The organism is Ulvibacter antarcticus (assembly GCF_003688405.1).
Taxonomy (GTDB): Bacteria; Bacteroidota; Bacteroidia; order Flavobacteriales; family Flavobacteriaceae; genus Ulvibacter; species Ulvibacter antarcticus.
This window is the reverse complement of sequence record NZ_REFC01000015.1, coordinates 296,179-316,702: the sequence shown is the minus strand read 5'-3', so window position 1 is coordinate 316,702 and position 20,524 is coordinate 296,179. Positions and strand designations below refer to the sequence as shown.

Here is a 20,524-nt window from a genome sequence, read left to right as displayed (position 1 = left end):
ATGAAAATTTTAGTAGTTGATGACGAGCAAGATGTTAAAGTACTTTTTCAACAACGCTTTAGAAAAGAGATAAAATCGGGTACGGTTGATTTCGCATTTGCATTTTCTGGTGCGGAAGCTTTAGACTATCTTGAACATAACGAAAATAAAGCGGTCTTAATACTTTCAGATATTAATATGCCGGGAATGAGTGGACTTGAACTTCTAGAGGTAATTAAATGTAATTACACGAATCCGCCATTGGTAGTAATGATGGTCACTGCATATGGTGATGAGGAAAATTATAACACTGCTAAACGTTTGGGTGCAGACGATTTTTTAACGAAACCCTTGGATTTTAAATTATTAAAGGATAAACTTATACAAAGCATATAATGGCAAAGATACTTGTAGTGGACGACGAAGCAGATTTAGAAATTCTGATAAAACAGAAATTTCGAAAAAAGATTCGTGAAAAAGAATATGAATTTCTCTTTGCTGTAAACGGTAGGGATGCACTCGAAAAGATTACGCGGGATCCTGATGTCGATATCGTATTAACCGATATTAACATGCCAGAAATGGACGGACTAACTCTGCTTACGGAATTGCACGAGACGAGTCCGTTAATAAAATCGGTGATCGTTTCTGCTTATGGTGATATGGCTAACATACGTACAGCAATGAACCGTGGAGCTTTCGATTTTATTACAAAACCAATCAATTTTGAAGATCTTACAATTACCGTAGAAAAAACCTTAAACCATGCCTTAGAACTAAAGAGAACTCTTTTAGCTATCAAGGAAAATGACATTTTAAAGATGTATGTGGATGAGAACGTGCTTAATTTCATGGGGAGTCGAGCATATGAAACTACGCTAATGGCAAACGAAACGATTGAGGCTACAGTGATGTTTATTGATATTTGCGGGTTTACTGCAATAAGTGAAACTACGGCTCCCGATACTGTAGTTGCGTTAATAAACACTTATTTCGACCTTATGGTTAAAGAAATAATGGCTCAAAAAGGATTGATCGATAAATTTATAGGCGATGCGATCATGGCTGTTTTTAGAGACGAATTCCATTTAGATCGTGCGATTGATGCAGCACTTGCAGTGCGAAGTCACCTTAGTGAACTGCCAAATGTAAGTGGAAAAGAAAACTTTAGACCCAAAGTATCTATTGGAATAAAAAGTGGAGAGATGATTTCTGGGAATATAGGATCTGCAACGCTTAAACGTTTAGATTATACGGTAATTGGGGATACTGTAAACACTGCAGCGAGATTACAAGATGCAGCCGGAGAAAATCAAATTATCATTAGTGATCAATGTTATGAGAAGGTAAAAGAGTCTTTTAAATGCGAAAAAGTAGGAGATATTTCTTTAAAGAATAAGGCTAAGCCTATGACGATTTATAAGGTCGTGGAATAGTCCTGACGAAATGTGACTAGTCGAATTAAAAAAAGCTTGATAAATATAATCATGATGGAACAAAACGAAGCACCAAAAGCCCCTAAGAAACCCAGAAAATCAATGGTAAGGCCTTCTCACGCAGAAGATCTTGTGGATCATTATTGGGGTAGTATCGGTTATGTAGTGAGCCTGATTAGGGCGTCAGAAATAAAAGCTGGGCTTATCCTGTCATTTTATGGAATCCTTTTAAATTTTATTTATTTGAGTTCCGGGACCTGGGTTGACAATATTGTTGAAGATACCATTTTGTATATTCTAATTGGTTCATGGGTGCTATGTACTGCTGCTTCTGTACTTTTTTGTATACGTTGTTTTATGCCTAGAATTGAAGGCAAATTCACTCCAAATGTGTTCTTTTATGGGGATGTAATAACTAAGTTTGGTGATGTCAAAGAATTCTCCAGAACCTTTCATAAGGTTAGTATGGATGAGGATGAACTATTTTCACAATTAGGGGAACAAATATTTATAGTTTCAAAAATATCTGCTTGGAAATTCAGGAATGTAAGGACTGCTATTCGATTCCTAGCTGTTGGGTTGTCTCTCTTGTTTTTAACTGTATTGTACTTTGTGTTTCTTGTGCTTGCATAAAATTATTTTCAAAGTGTTTTATTTTATGTAAAGTTTCCGATTACAAATTTCGCGAGCCACAACCTAATTGATAGTCCTGAATCCAGCATATAAATGTTATTCCAAGTAACGAGGAATCTTAGGATGCTCCAATCGTTCCTATAATATGCAATCCATTATAAAATTTGATTGTAGCATAAACTTCCACTTCATATTTTCTTTGCAACCCCATTGCATCCTTTTCTTTCTTATATTTGCCTCATGAAGATAATGACATTTCTTATATCTTTCTATTTCCTGGCACTTAATCTTGTGCCATGTAATGATGTAAACATGCTTCAAAACGAAATTTCTTCAATAGTAAATACCGAAAATCATAACGGTGATCATGAGCATAGTTCTTCCGATTTATGTTCCCCTTTTTGTCATTGTCATTGTTGTCATACCCATACTATAGAATTTGGCGTTCTGGAATTTGAAACTCTGCCGTTGGCTATGTCTCAAAGAGTCTTTACCAATATTCTAGGTTCAACAAACGATTTTCTCTTCTCTATTTTGCAACCTCCGAGGGTTTAATTAGTGCTTTCTTAGGATAGTTATATCCATGCGTAAGTTTTGTTAAAAGCAATCACTGCTTGAAATTAACAATGCATACACAAATTCTTTAGTACAATTATACTAATACACTTTTTATGATTAATAAAATCATTGATTTTTCAATCAATAACAAATTCATTATTGGTTTGCTAACACTTACCATTGTTGCAGCAGGTATTTGGAGTATGACCAAGGTTCCTATTGACGCTGTTCCGGATATTACTAATAATCAGGTTCAGGTCATTACACAGGCACCCAATTTAGGAACACAGGATATAGAACAATTTGTAACCTACCCTATTGAGGTGGCAATGAGCAATTTACCTGATGTTAAGGAGATCCGTTCTATTTCTCGATTTGGACTATCGGTTGTTACCATTGTTTTCGATGATGATATGGGAACATACCTTCCACGACAACTAGTCGCTGAGAAACTAAACGAGGTAAAAGATAAAATTCCGACTGGTTTTGGAGAACCATCAATGGGACCCATTTCTTCCGGTTTAGGGGAAATTTATCAATATACACTTAAAGTAAAACCAGAATATAAAAACAAGTATTCGGTCACCGATTTACGCACCATGCAAGATTGGATCGTGCAGCGTCAAATGGCTATGGTAGATGGCGTTGTTGAGGTAAATGCTGTAGGTGGTAAAATTAAACAGTATGAGGTAGCCGTAGACCCAAACGAATTAAGGGCGATTGGAATAACCATTACCGATGTTTTTGAAGCTCTTGAAGCCAATAATCAAAATACAGGGGGCGCATATATTGAAAAGAATCATCAAGCAAATTTTATTCGTGGAGAAGGCTTGGTGCGTAGTTTAGAGGATATTAGAAAAATTTCAGTTAAAAATGATAATAATATTCCTATAACGATTGGTGACATTGCGACGGTACAATATGGTGCTGCTATTCGCTATGGTGCAATGACTCAAGATGGTGAAGGCGAGGTTGTAGGTGGTATGGTAATGATGCTGAAAGGGGCTAACTCGAACGATGTTATAGACAATGTCAAGAAAAGAATGGCTCAGATAGAAAAGTCTTTACCGGAGGGTGTTATTATCGAATCCTTATTGGACCGTAGTAAATTAATAGGAGAAACTACATCAACGGTAGCAACCAACCTTGTAGAAGGTGCATTAATAGTCATCTTTGTCCTTATTTTCTTATTAGGAAATTGGCGCGGTGGATTAATCGTAGCCTCTACTATTCCCTTATCCTTATTATTTGCATTTATTCTTATGAATGTCTTCGATGTATGGGCGAATTTAATGAGTTTGGGTGCTATTGACTTCGGAATCATTGTTGACGGCTCTGTAATTATTGTTGAAAGCACCGTTTTTCTCATTACATCCCAATTCTTAAAAAAGAAAAAACTAACAGCTAACGAACGTGATAACGTTGCCGCAACAGCCTCGAAAAAAATGATGAATGCGGCTTTCTTTGGTCAGCTCATAATCCTAATTGTTTTCCTGCCAATTTTGGCATTAGAAGGGATTGAAGGTAAAATGTTTAAACCCATGGCGCTGACATTTATTTTTGCTATGCTTGGAGCAATGGTACTCTGTTTAACTTATGTGCCAATGATGTCGGCCTTGATTTTAAGGGTGCCTAAATCATCAAAAAAATCTTATGGTGATAAATTTGTGCTTTGGGTAGAAAACAAATACCAACCATTATTGGTTAAGGCTTTAAAGAAAGGAAAATTCATAGTTGGGATTGCGGTGGTTTTATTTGCGTTTACAATTTTTATGTTTAGCCGAATGGGGGGCGAATTTATACCGCAATTAGATGAAGGTGATATTGCTTTTCACGCTATTTTAAAACCTGGGAGTTCTCTTTCTGAAACCATTGAAACTACGACCAAAATTGAACAAATTGTAAAAGCAAAATTCCCTGAAGTTATAAAAGTTGTAAGTCGGATAGGTGTGGCTGAAATACCAACAGACCCAATGCCGATGGATTTGGCAGATATTTTTGTGATTCTTAAACCAAAAAGCGAATGGACTTCAGTAAAATCGAAGGATGAATTAATAGATAAAATAAAAGAAGCGGTTGAAATAATTCCTGGGGTTAATTATGAGTTTTCCCAGCCTATTGAAATGCGTTTTAATGAATTACTCGAAGGGGTAAGAGAAGATATAGCTATAAAACTTTATGGGGAAGATATTGATGTGCTTTCTCAAAAAGCAGAAGAGATCACCAAATTAATTGCAGGAACAGATGGAATTGGTGATATGAAAGCTGAAGCCACAACGGGTTTGCCACAAATGACCATTACTTATAATAGAAGTAAATTGGCTCAATACGGACTTCAAATAAATACATTGAATCAAACGGTGCAATCAGCATTCGCTGGAGGGAAAGCAGGAATTATTTTTGAAGGTGAAAAACGATTCGATTTAGTGGTGCGTTTAAATTCTCAAAACCGAAAGGATATTACAGATGTTCAAAATTTGTTTATCAACCTACCTTCTGGCGCACAAATCCCACTTCGGGAAATAGCTGATGTAAGCTATAAATCGGGACCAATGCAAATTAGTAGAGATAACACTAACAGAAGAACCTATGTTGGAATTAATGTAAGAGGGCGTGATGTCAAATCTTTAGTAACCGAAATAAAATCAAAACTAGATGCCAATCTTGATTTACCATCTGGTTACTTTATTCGATATGGAGGTGCTTTCGAAAATTTGGAACGTGCAAGCAATCGTTTGCAAACCGTTGTTCCGATTGCCTTGTTGCTTATTTTTATATTAATATATTTTGCGTTAAAGTCAATTCCACAAACCTTGATGATTTATATCGCTATTCCAATGGCTACCATCGGCGGGGTCGTAGCATTGTGGTTACGCGACATGCCATTTAGTATATCGGCTGGAGTAGGGTTTATAGTCTTGTTTGGAGTCGCAGTTTTAAACGGATTGGTGATGATAAGCGGTTTAAATGAGCTCAAAGATGAAGGTATAACTAATTTGAAGGATAGAATTATCGAAGGCACAAAACGAAGGATAAGACCTATAATGCTAACGGCTTTTACAGATGTATTGGGCTTTTTGCCAATGGCTATTTCGGCATCGGCAGGAGCAGAAGTACAACGTCCATTGGCGACCGTTGTTATTGGTGGTTTGCTGACTTCAACGCTATTGACATTATTTATTCTTCCAATACTATATCATTGGGTTGAGAATAAATCATTGAAGTTTAGAGCTAATAAAAAGCTGGTAAGCGTTATGGCAATGATAGCAATTGTCTGTATACTCCCATTCACAGCAAATGCACAACAAGTGGAAATTGAATTGCCGATAATTTCAATGAATGAAGCAGTATCCATAGCGAAAGAAAATTATCCCGGACTAAAACAAATGCAGTTGGAAATTACCAAGCAGCATCAACTAAAAGGGACCGCTTTCGATTTTGGCACGACTCAAATTTTTACCGGAGGTGAAGAAATTAATAACGGCAACGGTATTTATACTACTATTGGTCTAGGGCAATCAAATATCGATCTCTTCGGAATATCCCCAAAACGAAAATTACTGGAACAGCGGATTCAATTAGCTCAAAAAGCATTTCAACTTTCAGAATTAGAGTTAGAATTGGAGGTTAAAAAAGCCTGGATAAATGCCTTCCGAAGTAAAAGGTATTATAAGATTTATAAAGAACTGGATTCGGTTTACCATAAGTTTGATCAAGCAGTGACGTTAAATTATGAGGTGGAAGCCATTTCAAGATTAGAATATTCTGCGGCTAAAAACCAAGCTTTACAAATTCAGAATAAAACAAGCCAGGTATATAGTGAATATGTCATAGCATTGGAACAATTAAATCTATGGTTGGTTTCGGAAGAGTTTTATACGGTGCCGGATGATTTGGATATGGTAGATGAAATAGAAGTAAAGGCATTAGGTATTGAATCACATCCATTGATCAAGCTTGCAGAGCTACAAATGACTGAAGCGGAAGCCAAATACAATATGGCTAAAGCTGAAAGTTTACCAAAGTTTAATCTTCAAGGTGGTTTGCAAAGAGTAAATGGAACCTCCGGGTTTTATAGCTATCAAGCAGGTATTTCTTTACCGTTATTATCAGGCAGCACGAAAGCACAAATAAGAACTGCAAAAATTGACAAGGAAATTGCTGAGGTAAATGCGCAATTCAAACAAAAAGAAGTAGGATCTAAGTATATGCAGGCTAAAGAGAATTATCAAAAATGGAAAACTTCCTGGCAATTCTATAAAAATGAGGTGCTGCCACTAATCAAGGACCAGAAAACAGCTGCTTTATTTGCTTACAAGGAAGGTGAAATTGACTATACAGCATTTACACAACTTATAAAGGAAGCGATTCAATCGGAATTAGAGGCGCAAGAAGCATTAATTCATTATGTGGAAAGCAGTTTCGAATTACAATATTTTAAAAATTAATTCAATGAAAAATACACTATATATCATCTTACCAGTAGTAATACTTTCAGTTTTAGTGACGTCATGTGGCTATAAAGAAGGTGATGGACATTCGCATGGCGAAGTTGTTCAAACTGAAGTAAAACAAGAAGCCCCACATGAAAAAGTTGAAGAAGCTATGCTTACTGCACAACAATTTGAAGCTTTAAAAATGGAAATAGGCACTATAAAATCAAGACAGATGAGTGGCTATGTTGAAGCTAACGGAACCTTAGAAGTGCCACCACAAAGTGAAGCCGCCATTACTTCGGTGATTGGAGCTAATGTTGTTTCTATTGAAGTGATTGAAGGGGATAAAGTCAACAAAGGACAAGTAGTTGCATATCTGTCGCATCCTAATATTATTATGAAACAAACCGACTATTTGAATGCAAACAGTAATAGTAATTTTTTGAAGAAGAATTATGAACGTCAGCAGAAGTTATACGAAGCAGGCGTTGGGTCAGGGGCAAATTTTCAAAAGGCAGAGGCAGAGTATGAAGTTTCAAAAGCATTGGTAAGTGGAATGGCTGCTCAATTGCAATTGTTAAATATTAATGCTGCATCCATACGCAATGGCACAATTGCTCAAAGAGTTGCATTGCGTAGTCCTATTGAAGGCTATGTTCAAAAAGTGGAAGTGAAAACCGGGCAATATGTAGAACCGCAAACCGAACTCTTTGAAATAGTAGACACCCATCACGTTCACGCTGATTTAATGGTATTCGAAAAAGATGTTTATAAAGTAAAAAAAGGCCAAAGAGTAATCTTTAATGTAGAATCTGTTCCTGATGATGAACTCACAGCAGAAATCTATTCGGTGAGTAAAACATTTGAGGACAATCCCAAAGCAGTACACGTGCACGCCGAAATTGAAAACAAAAAAGGCAATCTGATTCCCGGTATGTATATCCAAGGAAAAATCCAGATAGATAATGCTGAAACAACTGCATTGCCAGAGAGTGCTATTATAAAAGAAGGAGATAGATTTTATGTTTTTTCTGTAGAAAAGGAAAACGAAGATTGGAGTTTTAAGCCTGTTGAGGTTATTTTGGGGGTAAAAGATGATACCTGGGTAACTGTTAAGTTTGTTAAAGAAATAGATGCCAACACAAAATTTGCCTATAATAATGCCTATTATCTTATTGCAGAAATGAAAAAAGGAGAAGCAGGTCACGACCATTAAACTATGCAAACAATAGAAGAACTTTTGGAAGCAAATAATATTCGTGTTACGGCAATGCGTTTACTCATTTATAAATTTTTAGCACAAAAAAAGGTTGCAGTCACATTAAGTGATATTGAAAATGCTTTTGAAAAAGCAGATAGAACCACATTGTATAGAACAATAAAAACTTTTGAAGAAAAAGCGATTGTACATCAAATAGATGATGGAACTGGGATTACTAAGTATGCCCTTTGTGAAAAAGGTTGTAATTGTGAGATTGAAACCGATCTACACCTACATTTTCATTGTAATAATTGTAATGAAACCATTTGTTTAACAGATCATAAAATCCCACAAATTAAAGTGCCAAACGGTTTTATTTCAGAAAATGTAAACTTGGTTGTAAAAGGTATTTGCGATAAATGTAGTGGCGAATAATGCACTTCCCTTGCATTGAATTAATTTGGAAATTGCACGTATGAAAAAGAAAAACATCAAACTTAGTGAATTGGGCAATTCAAATACAGAACACGCTGATTCACATTCACACGAAACTCATTCATCCTCATTTAAGGCTTACTTAGCACCAGTCTTTAGTTTCATCTTTTTATTGATTGGGATCGCTCTCGATTATTTTAATTGGGTTGATGCTTTTGAAGATCCGCTTAGACTTATTTGGTATCTCATCGCTTATATTCCAGTTGGTTTTCCAGTTCTTAAAGAAGGCTGGAAAAGTATAAAAAGAGGTGACTTCTTCACCGAATTTTTACTCATGTCTATTGCAACAATAGGGGCGTTTGCCATTGGCGAGTATCCGGAGGGAGTAGCTGTGATGTTGTTTTATGCAGTAGGTGAACTTTTTCAAAATGCTGCTGTCAAGAAAGCGAAAGGAAATATTACCGCCTTACTTGATGTGCGCCCAAAGGAGGCATTGGTATTTAAAGATGGAGATTTTGTGGAGATGGATCCTGAGAAGGTAGAAGTTGGCGAACGAATACAAGTTAGAGTAGGAGAAAAAATACCCTTAGATGGATTGTTGACTTCGGAAAAAGCTTCGGTTAATACGGCTGCAATTACAGGGGAAAGTACGCCTCAAATACTTCAGAAAGGGGAAAAGCTCTATGCTGGAAGCATAAATCTGGAAGGAGTAATTGAAGTTGAAACTACCAAAATATTTAAGGATAGTTCTATTTCTCGTATCCTGGATATGGTGCAAAACGCGACTAGTCGTAAATCGAAAACTGAATTGTTTATCCGGAAGTTTGCACGAATTTATACGCCTATCGTTGTTTTCTTAGCGATAGGAATCACAATTTTACCATGGTTATTTGTTGAAGAGTACGTTTTTAGCGAATGGTTGTATCGAGCACTTATTTTTCTTGTGATTTCTTGTCCGTGTGCGCTGGTGATCTCAATTCCTCTAGGCTATTTTGGTGGCTTGGGTGCAGCTTCCCGTAACGGTATTTTGTTTAAAGGAGCTTCATTTCTGGAAGGAATTACCAAAGTGAACACCGTCGTGATGGATAAAACTGGAACTGTGACCAAAGGGGTTTTTGAAATAAGCGCTATAGAACCTATTGGTTTTTCTGAAGTAGAATTTATGAAGTACCTCATGGCGTTAGAAGAGCAATCTACACATCCAATTGCAAAGGCGATTATGAGGTATAAAAGTTCTGAAGCATCCTTTGAAGCGAAAAATGTAACAGAAATTGCTGGTAAAGGATTGAAAGGTCTGGTAAATGGGAAAACTGTATTGGCGGGTAATAAGGCATTGATGAACGAATCAGGTATCAATGTCCCGACAGAGGTTGACGCTTTGATCGAATCGGTGGTATTACTTTCAATAGACAATAAATTTGCAGGATATGTAACGATTGCAGACGAACTGAAGGAGGATGCTCATGAAACTATTTTACAATTACGCAAAGCGGGTATATCAAAAATTGTAATGCTGTCGGGAGATAAGGATTCAATTACGCAACAGGTCGCATCAAAACTCGGTATCGATTGGGCAAAAGGAGGCTTATTGCCGGAGGACAAACTAAACGAGCTTGAGACTTTAAAAAAATTACCAAATACTATTGTTGCATTTATTGGGGATGGAATAAACGATGCACCGGTTATTGCAGCAAGTGACGTAGGTATCGCAATGGGCGGATTGGGTAGCGATGTGGCTATTGAAACTGCAGATGTTATTATCCAGAACGATCAGCCTTCAAAAGTAGCAACCGCTATAAAAATTGGGCATTCCACCAGACGAATAGTTTGGCAAAATATCGGCTTGGCATTTGGTGTAAAAGTGATTGTTTTAATTTTGGGTGCCGGTGGACTTGCTACCATGTGGGAAGCAGTGTTTGCAGATGTAGGCGTGGCGCTTCTCGCTATTTTGAATGCAGTAAGACTTCAGAAGATGAAATGGAGATAAATAACTAAAGTGCTTTCATTTTTGCAAATGCTTCGGAAGATGTTTGGATTTAAAGAATTATTCCGAAGCTAAAACCTTTCCAATAATTCTAAAACTTCCTTTTTATAACTTCTACTAATTGATAAAGATTTATTCTGAATCACAATTTCTTCATTAGAGAATGACGTGATCTGTTTAAGAGCTATGATGTAAGATCTATGTATCCTTAGAAATTTTTCACTTGGTAGTTTTGCCTCAATAGCACTTATAGTTTCCCGGGTTACGATAGTTTCATCGATTTGGTGAATTTTAAGATAATCGCCATAACTTTCAATATAAATAATCGAATCAAAATCAATTTTGATCATTCTTCTGTCTGCTCTCACAAACATAAAATCATTAAACTCTATAGCTTTTATTTCACTATGATTCGAATTAATACGGATTTCAAAATAATTATTCACTGCTTTCAAAAGTCTTTCAAAAGAGATAGGTTTCAACAAATAATCTACCGCTTGCAGTTCAAAGCCTTCTACAGCATAATCTCTATATGCAGTAGTAAAGATTATTTTGACATTTTTATTAATAGATTTGGCAAAGGCGATACCTGATATTTCAGGCATATTAATATCCAGGAATACTAAGTCTATTGTATGTTCTCTTAAACAGTTAAATGCATCTATGGCATTACTGCAACTTCCCACAATTGTTACCTTGGGTATTTTAGATAAATGTGTTGCTATTATTTCTCTTGCAATAGCTTCATCATCAACAATAATACAGCTTATGGACTTCACTTCTGACAATTATTTATTTAAGTTTAATTGTAAATTTACTTTAAAAAGATCGTTTTCATTTTCAATTTTCAAAATGTAATCGTTGTTATATAATAAATCTAAGCGTTTTCTGATGTTTTCCAGGCCTATCCCTTTCGATGAAATTTCTGCATTTAAATTGGTGTTTTCAATATAGAAATGCATTGTTTCACCCTCACACCTCAGATTAATTTTAATAGTAAGTTGTCTTGATATAATCACTCCATGTTTAAAACTATTTTCAATAAAAGGGATCAAAAGCATAGGAGCTATTTTTAGATCTTCTGAAATACCATTAGTGTTAAACTCAAGATTCAACACATCATTAAATCGCATTTTTTCTAATGCTATATAGTCATTGATATGGTTTATTTCGTCAATAAGAGATACAAAAGGTTTGTCTGCCTGGTACAATAAATAATCCAATAGATTTGAAAGTTTTAGAATCATTTCTGGCGTTTCATCCGCCTTTTTTAAAGCAAAACCATACATAGTATTTAAAGTGTTGAAAAGAAAATGTGGATGAATTTGCATTTTTAAATAATTCAGTTCCTGTTCTTTCAATTTTAGTTGGGTCTCCAGAATTTTGTTTTCAAGTTTACTTTTTTCTTCGGAATGCTTTAGATTAAGTTTCAATAGTTTGAAAGCACTAACAATAACAACCACCAAATAAACGCTAATTGATACAAACAAGATGCTCTTACTAATTGGAGCCATGTTCGAATACTGAAAATTGGAGAGATATACTAATCCGTAGAATATCGAAATAACGATAAGATAAGCCGAAATAATTACTGCATAAATACTGTATAAAGCAAACAAAATGTATCGTTTACTAATTAGATACTCCGGAATTATTTTATAAATAAAAACATAGGTAGTAGCGATTGTAATGGGCATTAAAAACAAAGAAAAAGACAGTACATAACCAAAATCGGTACTGTCGACTCCGAAAAAGTAGGTGTAAAATAACAACACCCCACACCAGAAAATAAAATGAAGTGTAAGTTGGACTACTTTTTTTAAAACGAAGGATCTCGTAAACATTACCACAATACTATATGCAAGTATACCATTAAATTCAGGCTATCGAATATTTTGTAGATGAATAACAGGTTTAGCAATGGTTTTAACAGCAGGTTGTTTTAAATGCTAAATCGGTCATCAGTCGCATTTTAATAAATGCAAGGCTTAAAGACTTTATGTTTGTACCATGTTTAACTAAAACCATATGTTATGATTATTTTATCTATTGTCGCTTTAAGCCCAGTAACTAGTAGATTTATGGAAGGAGGACCCATTATGATGTCTCTTATTTTAATATGTCTTTTACTAGCGCTGTTTTTTCTGGTTAAAGGATTTTTAAGTTTGAAAAATGATCTTGGAAAATCTAGAAAGATGACCACCTTAGCTTCAGATGTAAGCTTATTAGGGTTGGTTATTGGATTTTTAGGATCAATATTCGGTATGATTTCAGCTTTCGATTCCATTGAAGCTATTGGTGAAATTAGCACGCCTATGTTAGCAGCGGGATTAAAAGTTTCGTTTCTGACTACCGTTTTTGGTTGTATCACTTTTATTCTTCCAAGAATAGGGATTCTAATTCTACGTGCATTACAAAAGGAGTAATATCGTTTATGTAAAACGTAGAGAAATTAATACTTACTTTGAAAATCTAACTAATAACTACTCATCAGATTTTCAATCAGGATCAATTCGTTTTATTTATATAAAATGTAGGGTTTCTTCGTGCTAACTTGTTCATTAATTGATTTATTTTAGTTAATTTTTACAATCAATAATTTCAACAAGCTAATCGATTGAAAAAATCTGTTCACAATATCTTCGTAGGAGTAATGATCAGCATCATTATTATTGTGACACTATACCTTTCCTACGATGGGTACACCTATTACACTACACCTCTGGAAGAACGCTTTTACCACCCACGTTACGATTGGTTTAAGCCCAGTGGTATTTACGGTCAGGGTTTAGGAGTGATTGGGACTTTTCTTATCCTTTTTGGTGTTACCATTTACATATTGCATAAGCGTTATAACATTTTAGGAAAATGGGTGCGCCTCAAGTATTTGTTGGAATTCCACATATTCTTGTGTACTCTGGGGCCCATTTTAGTGCTTTTCCATACGGGTTTTAAGTTTGGTGGAATCGTATCAATTGCGTTTTGGAGCATGGTTGCGGTGGTTGCCAGTGGCGTAATTGGCCGATTTATTTACATTCAAATCCCCAGAACCATTGAAGGACGAGCTTTAAGTCTGAATGAGGTTAAACATATGAAAACAGATATTTCAGAAGTGTTGGAAGATAAATACAAGCTTCAACCGGCGATTATTCAATTATTTCTCAACTTTACTGAAACTGGATCAACCCTTGAAAAACCTTCCGTAGGTGTGCTTCAGAAGGCATTAAAGGAAAATAACGTAACAAAAAGCGAGCAACAATCGATCCTGAAAATGGTAAAGCATGAACGTTCCTTATCCCGTAAGATCGGGCGATTGGAAACCATGAAAAAGTATTTTAAATACTGGCACGTTGCTCATATGCCATTTGCCCTGATTATGTTAGTGATTGTTGTGGTTCATGTGATTGTCGCATTTACCTTTGGATATAAATGGATATTTTAATGGATTCACTTTTGCTAGAGGAATTACTGGGATATGGGGTTGTGCTATTGATTTGCGGATTCATCATTTTTTTTTATCTCTACGGAAAGAAAAAAGCATCCAAAAAAAATGCAAAAAAGGTTGAATTAGCCAAAGTGGAAGGACTACATGAACCTGTTTCATTGCATCCGTTCATTGATCCCAATGTTTGTATTGGAAGTGGGGCCTGTGTTGCTGCATGCCCGGAGAAAGATATCTTGGGTATCGTAGATGGTAAAGCCGTCGTGATAAACGCTTCTAATTGTGTAGGTCATGGGGCTTGTTTTCATGCTTGTCCGGTTGAAGCAATTTCCCTTCGAATTGGTACCGAAAAGAGAGGTGTAGATTTGCCGCATGTCAATCAGAATTTTGAAACCAATATGAAGGGGATTTATATCGCTGGAGAACTAGGCGGTATGGGTCTAATAAAAAATAGTGTTGAACAAGGACAGCAAGCCATCGATAGCATTGTAAAAAGCAAAAAGATTTCAAAAAACGACTGTCTGGATGTAGTTATAGTAGGAGCCGGTCCTGCAGGCATTTCGGCTACCTTGGCAGCTAAACAAAAAAGTTTGACTTCGGTTACTCTCGAACAGGATACATTGGGTGGAACGGTTTTTACATTTCCCAGATCCAAGGTAGTGATGACATCGCCAATGCAGCTTCCACTTCACGGGAAAGTGAAATTATACGACACTTCCAAACAAGAACTCCTTGATTTATGGAAAAAGGTGATTAATGAACACCATCTTGAAATTGTTGAAAACACAAAAGTCGACCAGATTATACCTCAAAATAATGACACTTTTAAAGTGGTAACTAACACAGGAAAAGAGTATGTTACTAATAATGTTTTGTTGTCCATTGGTCGCCGTGGAAGTCCCAGAAAATTAAATGTACCGGGAGAGGATACACAAAAGGTAGCGTATAGATTGCTTGAGCCCGAGATTATTTCAGGAAAGAAAATAATCGTTATCGGTGGAGGTGACTCTGCTATTGAATCTGCGTTGCTTCTGAAAGATGATAATGAAGTGATTCTATCATATCGAAATGATAAATTCTCACGCCTGAAACCAAAGAATAAAGAAAATATTTTAAAGGCTGAAACCGATAATTCTATCGAAATTATTTTCGATTCAAATATTGTGAGCATCAACCCGGATTTTGTACTCCTTAAACTGAAGGACGATACTACACGACAAATTGAAAACGACCTGGTGTATATTTTCGCAGGAGGAGAATTACCTACCGGATTTTTAGAAAAATCGGGGGTTCAAATTACCAAACGTTTTGGGTATATTATGAAGAAACATTAACTTCATAGCAGATGTTTAAATCAAAATACATAGCGGTCTTGTTTTTAGTGTTCGTTATACCTATGATTACAGCACAAATCTCTCCTGGAGATCTCACTACCTCACATTCACAACTGGAAGGTATTTCTAATTGTACTCAATGTCATGAGCTGGGCGAAAAAGTAAAAGACTCGAAATGCCTTCAATGTCATACTGAAATTAAGAGTTTAATTAATCAAAATCGTGGATTTCATGCTAGCGCAGAAGTTGAACGTCAGGACTGTGCGAAATGTCATAGTGAACATCATGGGCGTAAATTCGATATGGTTCGTTTTGATACCAAAACCTTTAATCATAAAGACACAGGCTATCCGTTGGAAGGCGCTCACGCCAAAGTAGATTGCCGACAATGCCATGCTCCTGAAAATATCGCTAATTCAGAAATAAGGAAAAGAAAAGACACCTATTTGGGACTTGATAAAAAGTGTTTGAGTTGCCACGAAGATTTTCACCAAAACACCCTTCCCAAAGATTGTCTTTCCTGCCATACAATGAATGCCTTTATTCCTGTAACTTCCTTCGATCACGATACTGCCGATTTTAAATTAAGAGGAGAGCACGCTTCAGTCGATTGCAAAGAATGTCATAAAACAACTACCAAGAACGGTAAGGAATTTCAGCAATTTACTGGAATGGCTTTTAACGATTGTAAAGCTTGCCATAATGATCCGCATAACAATCAGTTACCAGGAGATTGTGCCCAATGTCATACCGAAACATCATTTTCAAATTTCATCGGTAAGGGTAGATTTAACCACAATCGAACCGATTTTGATCTTAACGGAGCACACAAAAAGATTGATTGCTTCAGTTGTCACCAAAAAGGTTCTGGACCCACTAGAATTTTTCAGGATAATATCGCTGCCGAAGAAAACAATTGTGTCGCGTGTCACAATGACCCTCATGAGAATAAATTTGGACAGGATTGCGCGAAATGCCATTCCGAAGAGAGTTTTATTGCACTTAAAGAAATGGATTTTTTCGATCATTCTGTGACCGATTTTCCTTTGGAAGGAATGCACATAAGTGTAGACTGTAGAAAATGTCATGTAGAACGTTTTTCTACACCTATCGATTTTTCTGAATGTAAAAGTTGTCATCAAGATTACCATAATGGAGAATTTACTGAAAATGGAACAACGCCCGATTGCAAGGAATGTCATACACTTCAGAAGAAATTTGACTATACTTCATTTACAATTTCAGACCATCAGAATTCCAATTTCCCCTTAGAAGGAGCTCATATAGCAACACCTTGTTTTGCTTGTCATGTGGATGAAGCCTCAGATCGTTGGACCTTTGCGAATCTGGGAAATGACTGTATTGATTGCCATAACAACATTCATGAAGGGTATCTTCCAGAAAAGTTTATTCCTGAAAATAATTGTGCTTCCTGTCATGGCTCTGAAGCATGGGATTTAGTACGCTTTGACCATAACAATACCGATTGGCCTCTCATCGGAAAACATACTGAAGTTGCTTGTAGTAAATGTCATTTCGAAATTTCAGAAAACAGCGAACTTATATCGCAGAATTTTAGTACTTTAGAGACGAACTGCGCGTCTTGTCACGATAATATTCACGGAGATAGTTTTGCTATAAACGGAATAACAGAATGCTCCCGTTGCCATGTTAGTAATAGCTGGTTTCCGGAGAAATTTGATCACAATACCAGTCGTTTTCCATTAACCGGGAAACACGAAGAGGTTGATTGTAAAGCGTGTCATGAGGCTACCAATAATAATGGTGAGCCTGTGGTTACATATAAACTAAACAAGCTGGATTGCATAGACTGCCATTCATAATCGTACTTCTATTTTTTGTAATCTCTGTATCGGGACAGTCGCCTCATGGAAATTCGCTAAAGTTGGATTGCGCCCAATGTCATAATCCGGAAGGATGGACAGTTGATCTTGAAACCATTAAATTTGACCATAATTCTACCAATTTTGAGCTGGAAGGAAGTCACGAAATCACCGATTGTAAATCTTGTCACACCTCATTAGTATTTAACGAAGCACCCACAGATTGTATCTCCTGCCATACAGATATTCATAGTCAATCGGTTGGAAATGACTGTATTCGTTGTCATACTTCGGAAAACTGGTTGGTTTTTACCATACCTGAAATTCATGAAGAAAATGGCTTTCCACTTATCGGTACTCACTCTAATCTTAGTTGTGTAGAATGCCATACCAACGAAAGCTCTTTAATCTTTAATCGCCTCGGAAACGAATGTATTGAATGCCATCGAGATGATTATATGGCGACTCAAAGTCCTAATCATTTAGGAGCTGGCTTTAGCACCGATTGTATTGAGTGCCATAGCACGATTGGCTTCGATTGGGGATTAACAGGGGTAAACCATGATTTTTTCCCACTTACGATGGGGCATGATATTCAAGATTGTAGTCGTTGCCATGATATTACAAATTTTTCAGATATTTCGGCCGATTGCTTTTCGTGCCATGAAATTGATTTCAACCAGACATCCAATCCTAATCATACGACCGCAGGCTTTCCAACAGATTGTATTGAATGTCATACAACAGCTCCCGGGTGGACTCCTGCCACGATAAATCATGATTTTTTTCCACTTACAATGGGTCATGATATACAAGATTGTAATGCTTGCCATACCGGCGGAATTTTTACCGGAACACCAACCGATTGTTTTGCTTGCCATGATGATGATTACAACCAAACCACGAATCCAAATCATACAACTGCAGGTTTCCCTACCGATTGTGCCACTTGTCATTCCACCAATCCAGGTTGGATGCCTGCGGTAGTCGATCACGATTTCTTCCCGCTTACTCAAGGCCACGATATACAGGATTGTAATGCCTGTCACGCCGGAGGTATTTTTACAGGAACTCCCACCGATTGCTTTGCCTGCCATGATGACGATTTTAATCAAACAGCAAATCCTAACCACACAGCTGCGGGTTTCCCAACAGATTGTGTTCAATGTCATACTACCAATCCTGGATGGATGCCAACCACTTTCAATCATGATTTCTTCCCGCTCGTACAAGGACATAATATCAATGATTGCGTAGCATGCCATGTTAGCGAAATTTATATAAACACTCCAACAGACTGTTTTGCTTGCCATCAGGATGATTATAATCAAACGAATGATCCGGATCACCAGGCGGCTAATTTCCCCACCGATTGTGTAGAATGTCACACACTTAATCCGGGATGGATGCCTTCTACATTCGATCACGATAACCAGTACTTCCCGATTTACAGTGGGAAACACGATAATGTATGGTCATCCTGCATTGAATGTCATACTAATCCGGGCAACTTTGCACAATTCGACTGTCTTAATTGCCATGCGCCCGGGCCTACAGGTGATGATCATGATGGGGTGAGCGGTTATATCTATGAAAGTAACGCTTGCTTTGCGTGTCATCCCGATGGAGAAGGATAAATTTATGAAGCATTATATAATTTGCATATTAACTCTATTTCTCGGAGCTTCCGACATCCTTGCGCAGGATGATCGGGAACGGCTAACGGGTACGGTTACATTTGTGACTTCAAATAATGTTTATGTAAGATTCGACACTACTGAAGACATTCAAATCGGGGCAACGCTTCAATTAAATAAAGTGGATTGTTTGTTGGTTTCTGAAAAGTCTTCTACTTCGGTTGTATGTACGATTATCAATGATTGTGAAGTGACCAAAGGACAGACAGTCCAATATGTGGCAGCTGCTTCTGAAACTATTCCGAAGGAAATCATAGAAGATAATGTAGATAAATCCATTCCTGCTGAAGTGATACAACCAAAGGAACCTTATTCTGTGAAGGAATCTATTTACAAAGAAAAAGTGAATGGAAGAATATCGGCTGCCAGCTATAATAATTTTTCTAATCTTAGGGAGAATCGTCATCGATTTCAAAGCCGTTTTTCACTTAATGCTGATCATCTAAGTGATGGAAAATTCTCATTGGAAACCTATATTGCCTATCGAAACAATTATTCTGTACCTGAAAATTATAAAGGCCGCACTAGTATATTTAATGTCTATAATTTAAATGGTACTTACGATGTGACTCCTTCCCTTTGGGTGTCGTTGGGTCGAAAGATCAATAGGAAAGCATCAACGTTTGGAGCCAATGATGGTTTGATGGTCGAGAAACATTTTGGAAATTTTTATGTAGGTGCTGTCGGTGGTTTTCGTCCCGATTTTTTCGACTATGGGTTTAATTCAGATTTGCTTCAATATGGAGGATATGTAGGCATCGAAAGTAAAACAGCTTCTATTTATAGTAGTACAACGCTAGGCGCCATGGAACAAACCAACGCGGGTGCAACCGACAGGAGATATGTTTTTTTTCAGCATTCCAGCACCATTGCTTCCGATCTTAATTTATTTGGATCGGCCGAGATGGACATCTTCGGAAATACAGGTAATGAAACCCGACTAACAAACTTGTACTTATCTGCCCGGTATCGTTTTAGCAGGGCTGCAAATTTTTCATTGTCTTACGATTCTCGAAAACGAATTGTGTATTACGAGACTTTCGAAACTGAAATAGAAAGGTTACTTGACGAGGATCTTGCAAGACAGGGAATTCGAGCTCGTTTAAATGTTCGTCCCACTAAGATTATTTGGGCTGGTGTTAGTTATAGCAGTCGTTTTCAGAGCGATGACCAGAATAAGTCTGATAATATTTATGGTTACGCTACCTTAACGAAAATCCCAGCTTTGGGAGGGCGATTAAATGTTTCATATAACGCAAATACTTCCAGATATTTAAAAAGCAACATCATATCGGTACGTCATTCCAGAGATCTTTTAAAAAACTATGTTTATGCAGATATTTACTTTCGGATGGCGGATTACGACTATATTACGCAGGATAATCAGTACACCCAGAATTATTATGGAGTCACTTTAAACTATCGAATTTCCAGAAGTTGGCAGTTTAATATTTCTGGTGAAATGTCACAATTGGATGAGGAGAATAATTTTCGTTTTTATACTCAGCTAACAAAACGATTTTATACAAAAAAGAAAAAATAATA

At 36.7% G+C, this 20,524-nt stretch carries 16 protein-coding genes; 14 read left to right on the top strand and 2 right to left on the bottom strand.

What is annotated here, in order from left to right:
- The 8 genes from BXY75_RS15630 to BXY75_RS15600 all read left to right on the top strand — a co-directional run bounded on the left by BXY75_RS15630 (position 1) and on the right by BXY75_RS15600 (position 10,665).
- Positions 1-375: a response regulator gene (locus tag BXY75_RS15630; RefSeq protein WP_121908705.1), complete on the top strand. Its 375-nt coding sequence runs from the start codon at positions 1-3 to the stop codon at positions 373-375.
- Entirely contained in the window at positions 375-1,415 is a 1,041-nt protein-coding gene (locus BXY75_RS15625) for an adenylate/guanylate cyclase domain-containing protein (RefSeq protein ID WP_211331834.1), read from the top strand. The genes BXY75_RS15630 and BXY75_RS15625 overlap by 1 nt, the downstream gene beginning before the upstream one ends.
- A gap of 51 nt (positions 1,416-1,466) precedes the next feature.
- The gene (locus BXY75_RS15620) at positions 1,467-2,048 is read left to right on the top strand and encodes a Pycsar system effector family protein (RefSeq protein ID WP_245962992.1); all 582 of its coding nucleotides are present in this window, start codon (positions 1,467-1,469) and stop codon (positions 2,046-2,048) included.
- Between the two features lie 240 nt (positions 2,049-2,288).
- Positions 2,289-2,603, top strand: a complete 315-nt coding sequence (locus BXY75_RS17030; protein ID WP_147437297.1) for a DUF6660 family protein — start codon at positions 2,289-2,291, stop codon at positions 2,601-2,603.
- Positions 2,604-2,719: 116 nt separating this feature from the next.
- Complete coding sequence (locus BXY75_RS15615) at positions 2,720-7,054, top strand: CusA/CzcA family heavy metal efflux RND transporter (protein ID WP_121908703.1); 4,335 nt, start codon at positions 2,720-2,722, stop codon at positions 7,052-7,054.
- Between the two features lie 4 nt (positions 7,055-7,058).
- Positions 7,059-8,258, top strand: coding sequence for an efflux RND transporter periplasmic adaptor subunit (locus BXY75_RS15610; RefSeq protein ID WP_121908729.1), 1,200 nt, complete (start codon positions 7,059-7,061; stop codon positions 8,256-8,258).
- A 3-nt stretch (positions 8,259-8,261) separates the two neighbouring features.
- On the top strand, positions 8,262-8,678 hold the full coding sequence (locus BXY75_RS15605) for a Fur family transcriptional regulator (RefSeq protein ID WP_121908702.1): 417 nt from the start codon (positions 8,262-8,264) through the stop codon (positions 8,676-8,678).
- Between the two features lie 40 nt (positions 8,679-8,718).
- Positions 8,719-10,665, top strand: a complete 1,947-nt coding sequence (locus BXY75_RS15600) for a heavy metal translocating P-type ATPase (RefSeq protein WP_121908701.1) — start codon at positions 8,719-8,721, stop codon at positions 10,663-10,665.
- Between the two features lie 68 nt (positions 10,666-10,733).
- On the opposite strand, the gene BXY75_RS15595 is transcribed toward BXY75_RS15600, so the two are convergent.
- Together BXY75_RS15595 and BXY75_RS15590 are read right to left on the bottom strand one after the other, a co-directional pair.
- A complete protein-coding gene (locus BXY75_RS15595) occupies positions 10,734-11,441 on the bottom strand; it encodes a LytR/AlgR family response regulator transcription factor (RefSeq protein WP_449441482.1) in 708 nt (235 codons plus the stop codon).
- A 9-nt stretch (positions 11,442-11,450) separates the two neighbouring features.
- Positions 11,451-12,506 carry a sensor histidine kinase gene (locus tag BXY75_RS15590; protein WP_121908699.1) on the bottom strand — a complete coding sequence of 352 codons (1,056 nt, stop codon included), beginning with the start codon at positions 12,504-12,506 and terminating at the stop codon, positions 11,451-11,453.
- A gap of 189 nt (positions 12,507-12,695) precedes the next feature.
- On the opposite strand from BXY75_RS15590, the gene BXY75_RS15585 reads away from it, so the two are divergent.
- The 6 genes from BXY75_RS15585 (at position 12,696) to BXY75_RS15560 (ending at position 20,522) form a co-directional block, all read left to right on the top strand.
- Positions 12,696-13,088: a MotA/TolQ/ExbB proton channel family protein gene (locus BXY75_RS15585; RefSeq protein ID WP_121908698.1), complete on the top strand. Its 393-nt coding sequence runs from the start codon at positions 12,696-12,698 to the stop codon at positions 13,086-13,088.
- Between the two features lie 191 nt (positions 13,089-13,279).
- Positions 13,280-14,104: a hypothetical protein gene (locus tag BXY75_RS15580; protein WP_245962991.1), complete on the top strand. Its 825-nt coding sequence runs from the start codon at positions 13,280-13,282 to the stop codon at positions 14,102-14,104.
- On the top strand, positions 14,104-15,438 hold the full coding sequence (locus tag BXY75_RS15575; RefSeq protein ID WP_121908727.1) for an NAD(P)-binding domain-containing protein: 1,335 nt from the start codon (positions 14,104-14,106) through the stop codon (positions 15,436-15,438). The genes BXY75_RS15580 and BXY75_RS15575 overlap by 1 nt, the downstream gene beginning before the upstream one ends.
- Positions 15,439-15,449: 11 nt before the next feature.
- Positions 15,450-17,282 (top strand): cytochrome c3 family protein, encoded by a 1,833-nt coding sequence (locus BXY75_RS15570; RefSeq protein WP_147437296.1) that lies wholly within the window; start codon positions 15,450-15,452, stop codon positions 17,280-17,282.
- A complete protein-coding gene (locus BXY75_RS15565; protein WP_121908696.1) occupies positions 17,261-18,919 on the top strand; it encodes a hypothetical protein in 1,659 nt (552 codons plus the stop codon). Before BXY75_RS15570 ends, BXY75_RS15565 begins: the two co-directional genes overlap by 22 nt.
- The gene (locus BXY75_RS15560) at positions 18,873-20,522 is read left to right on the top strand and encodes a hypothetical protein (protein WP_147437295.1); all 1,650 of its coding nucleotides are present in this window, start codon (positions 18,873-18,875) and stop codon (positions 20,520-20,522) included. The genes BXY75_RS15565 and BXY75_RS15560 overlap by 47 nt, the downstream gene beginning before the upstream one ends.
- The last annotated feature ends 2 nt before the right edge of the window (positions 20,523-20,524 follow it).

Coding starts and splice junctions, on each gene's coding strand:
- BXY75_RS15575 (WP_121908727.1), top strand. CDS start 14,104: ATGGATTCACTTTTGCTAGAGGAATTACTGGGATATGGGGTTGTGCTA.
- BXY75_RS15625 (WP_211331834.1), top strand. CDS start 375: ATGGCAAAGATACTTGTAGTGGACGACGAAGCAGATTTAGAAATTCTG.
- BXY75_RS15590 (WP_121908699.1), bottom strand. CDS start 12,506: ATGTTTACGAGATCCTTCGTTTTAAAAAAAGTAGTCCAACTTACACTT.
- BXY75_RS15610 (WP_121908729.1), top strand. CDS start 7,059: ATGAAAAATACACTATATATCATCTTACCAGTAGTAATACTTTCAGTT.
- BXY75_RS15560 (WP_147437295.1), top strand. CDS start 18,873: ATGAAAGTAACGCTTGCTTTGCGTGTCATCCCGATGGAGAAGGATAAA.
- BXY75_RS15570 (WP_147437296.1), top strand. CDS start 15,450: ATGTTTAAATCAAAATACATAGCGGTCTTGTTTTTAGTGTTCGTTATA.
- BXY75_RS15630 (WP_121908705.1), top strand. CDS start 1: ATGAAAATTTTAGTAGTTGATGACGAGCAAGATGTTAAAGTACTTTTT.
- BXY75_RS17030 (WP_147437297.1), top strand. CDS start 2,289: ATGAAGATAATGACATTTCTTATATCTTTCTATTTCCTGGCACTTAAT.
- BXY75_RS15605 (WP_121908702.1), top strand. CDS start 8,262: ATGCAAACAATAGAAGAACTTTTGGAAGCAAATAATATTCGTGTTACG.
- BXY75_RS15620 (WP_245962992.1), top strand. CDS start 1,467: ATGATGGAACAAAACGAAGCACCAAAAGCCCCTAAGAAACCCAGAAAA.
- BXY75_RS15600 (WP_121908701.1), top strand. CDS start 8,719: ATGAAAAAGAAAAACATCAAACTTAGTGAATTGGGCAATTCAAATACA.
- BXY75_RS15585 (WP_121908698.1), top strand. CDS start 12,696: ATGATTATTTTATCTATTGTCGCTTTAAGCCCAGTAACTAGTAGATTT.
- BXY75_RS15615 (WP_121908703.1), top strand. CDS start 2,720: ATGATTAATAAAATCATTGATTTTTCAATCAATAACAAATTCATTATT.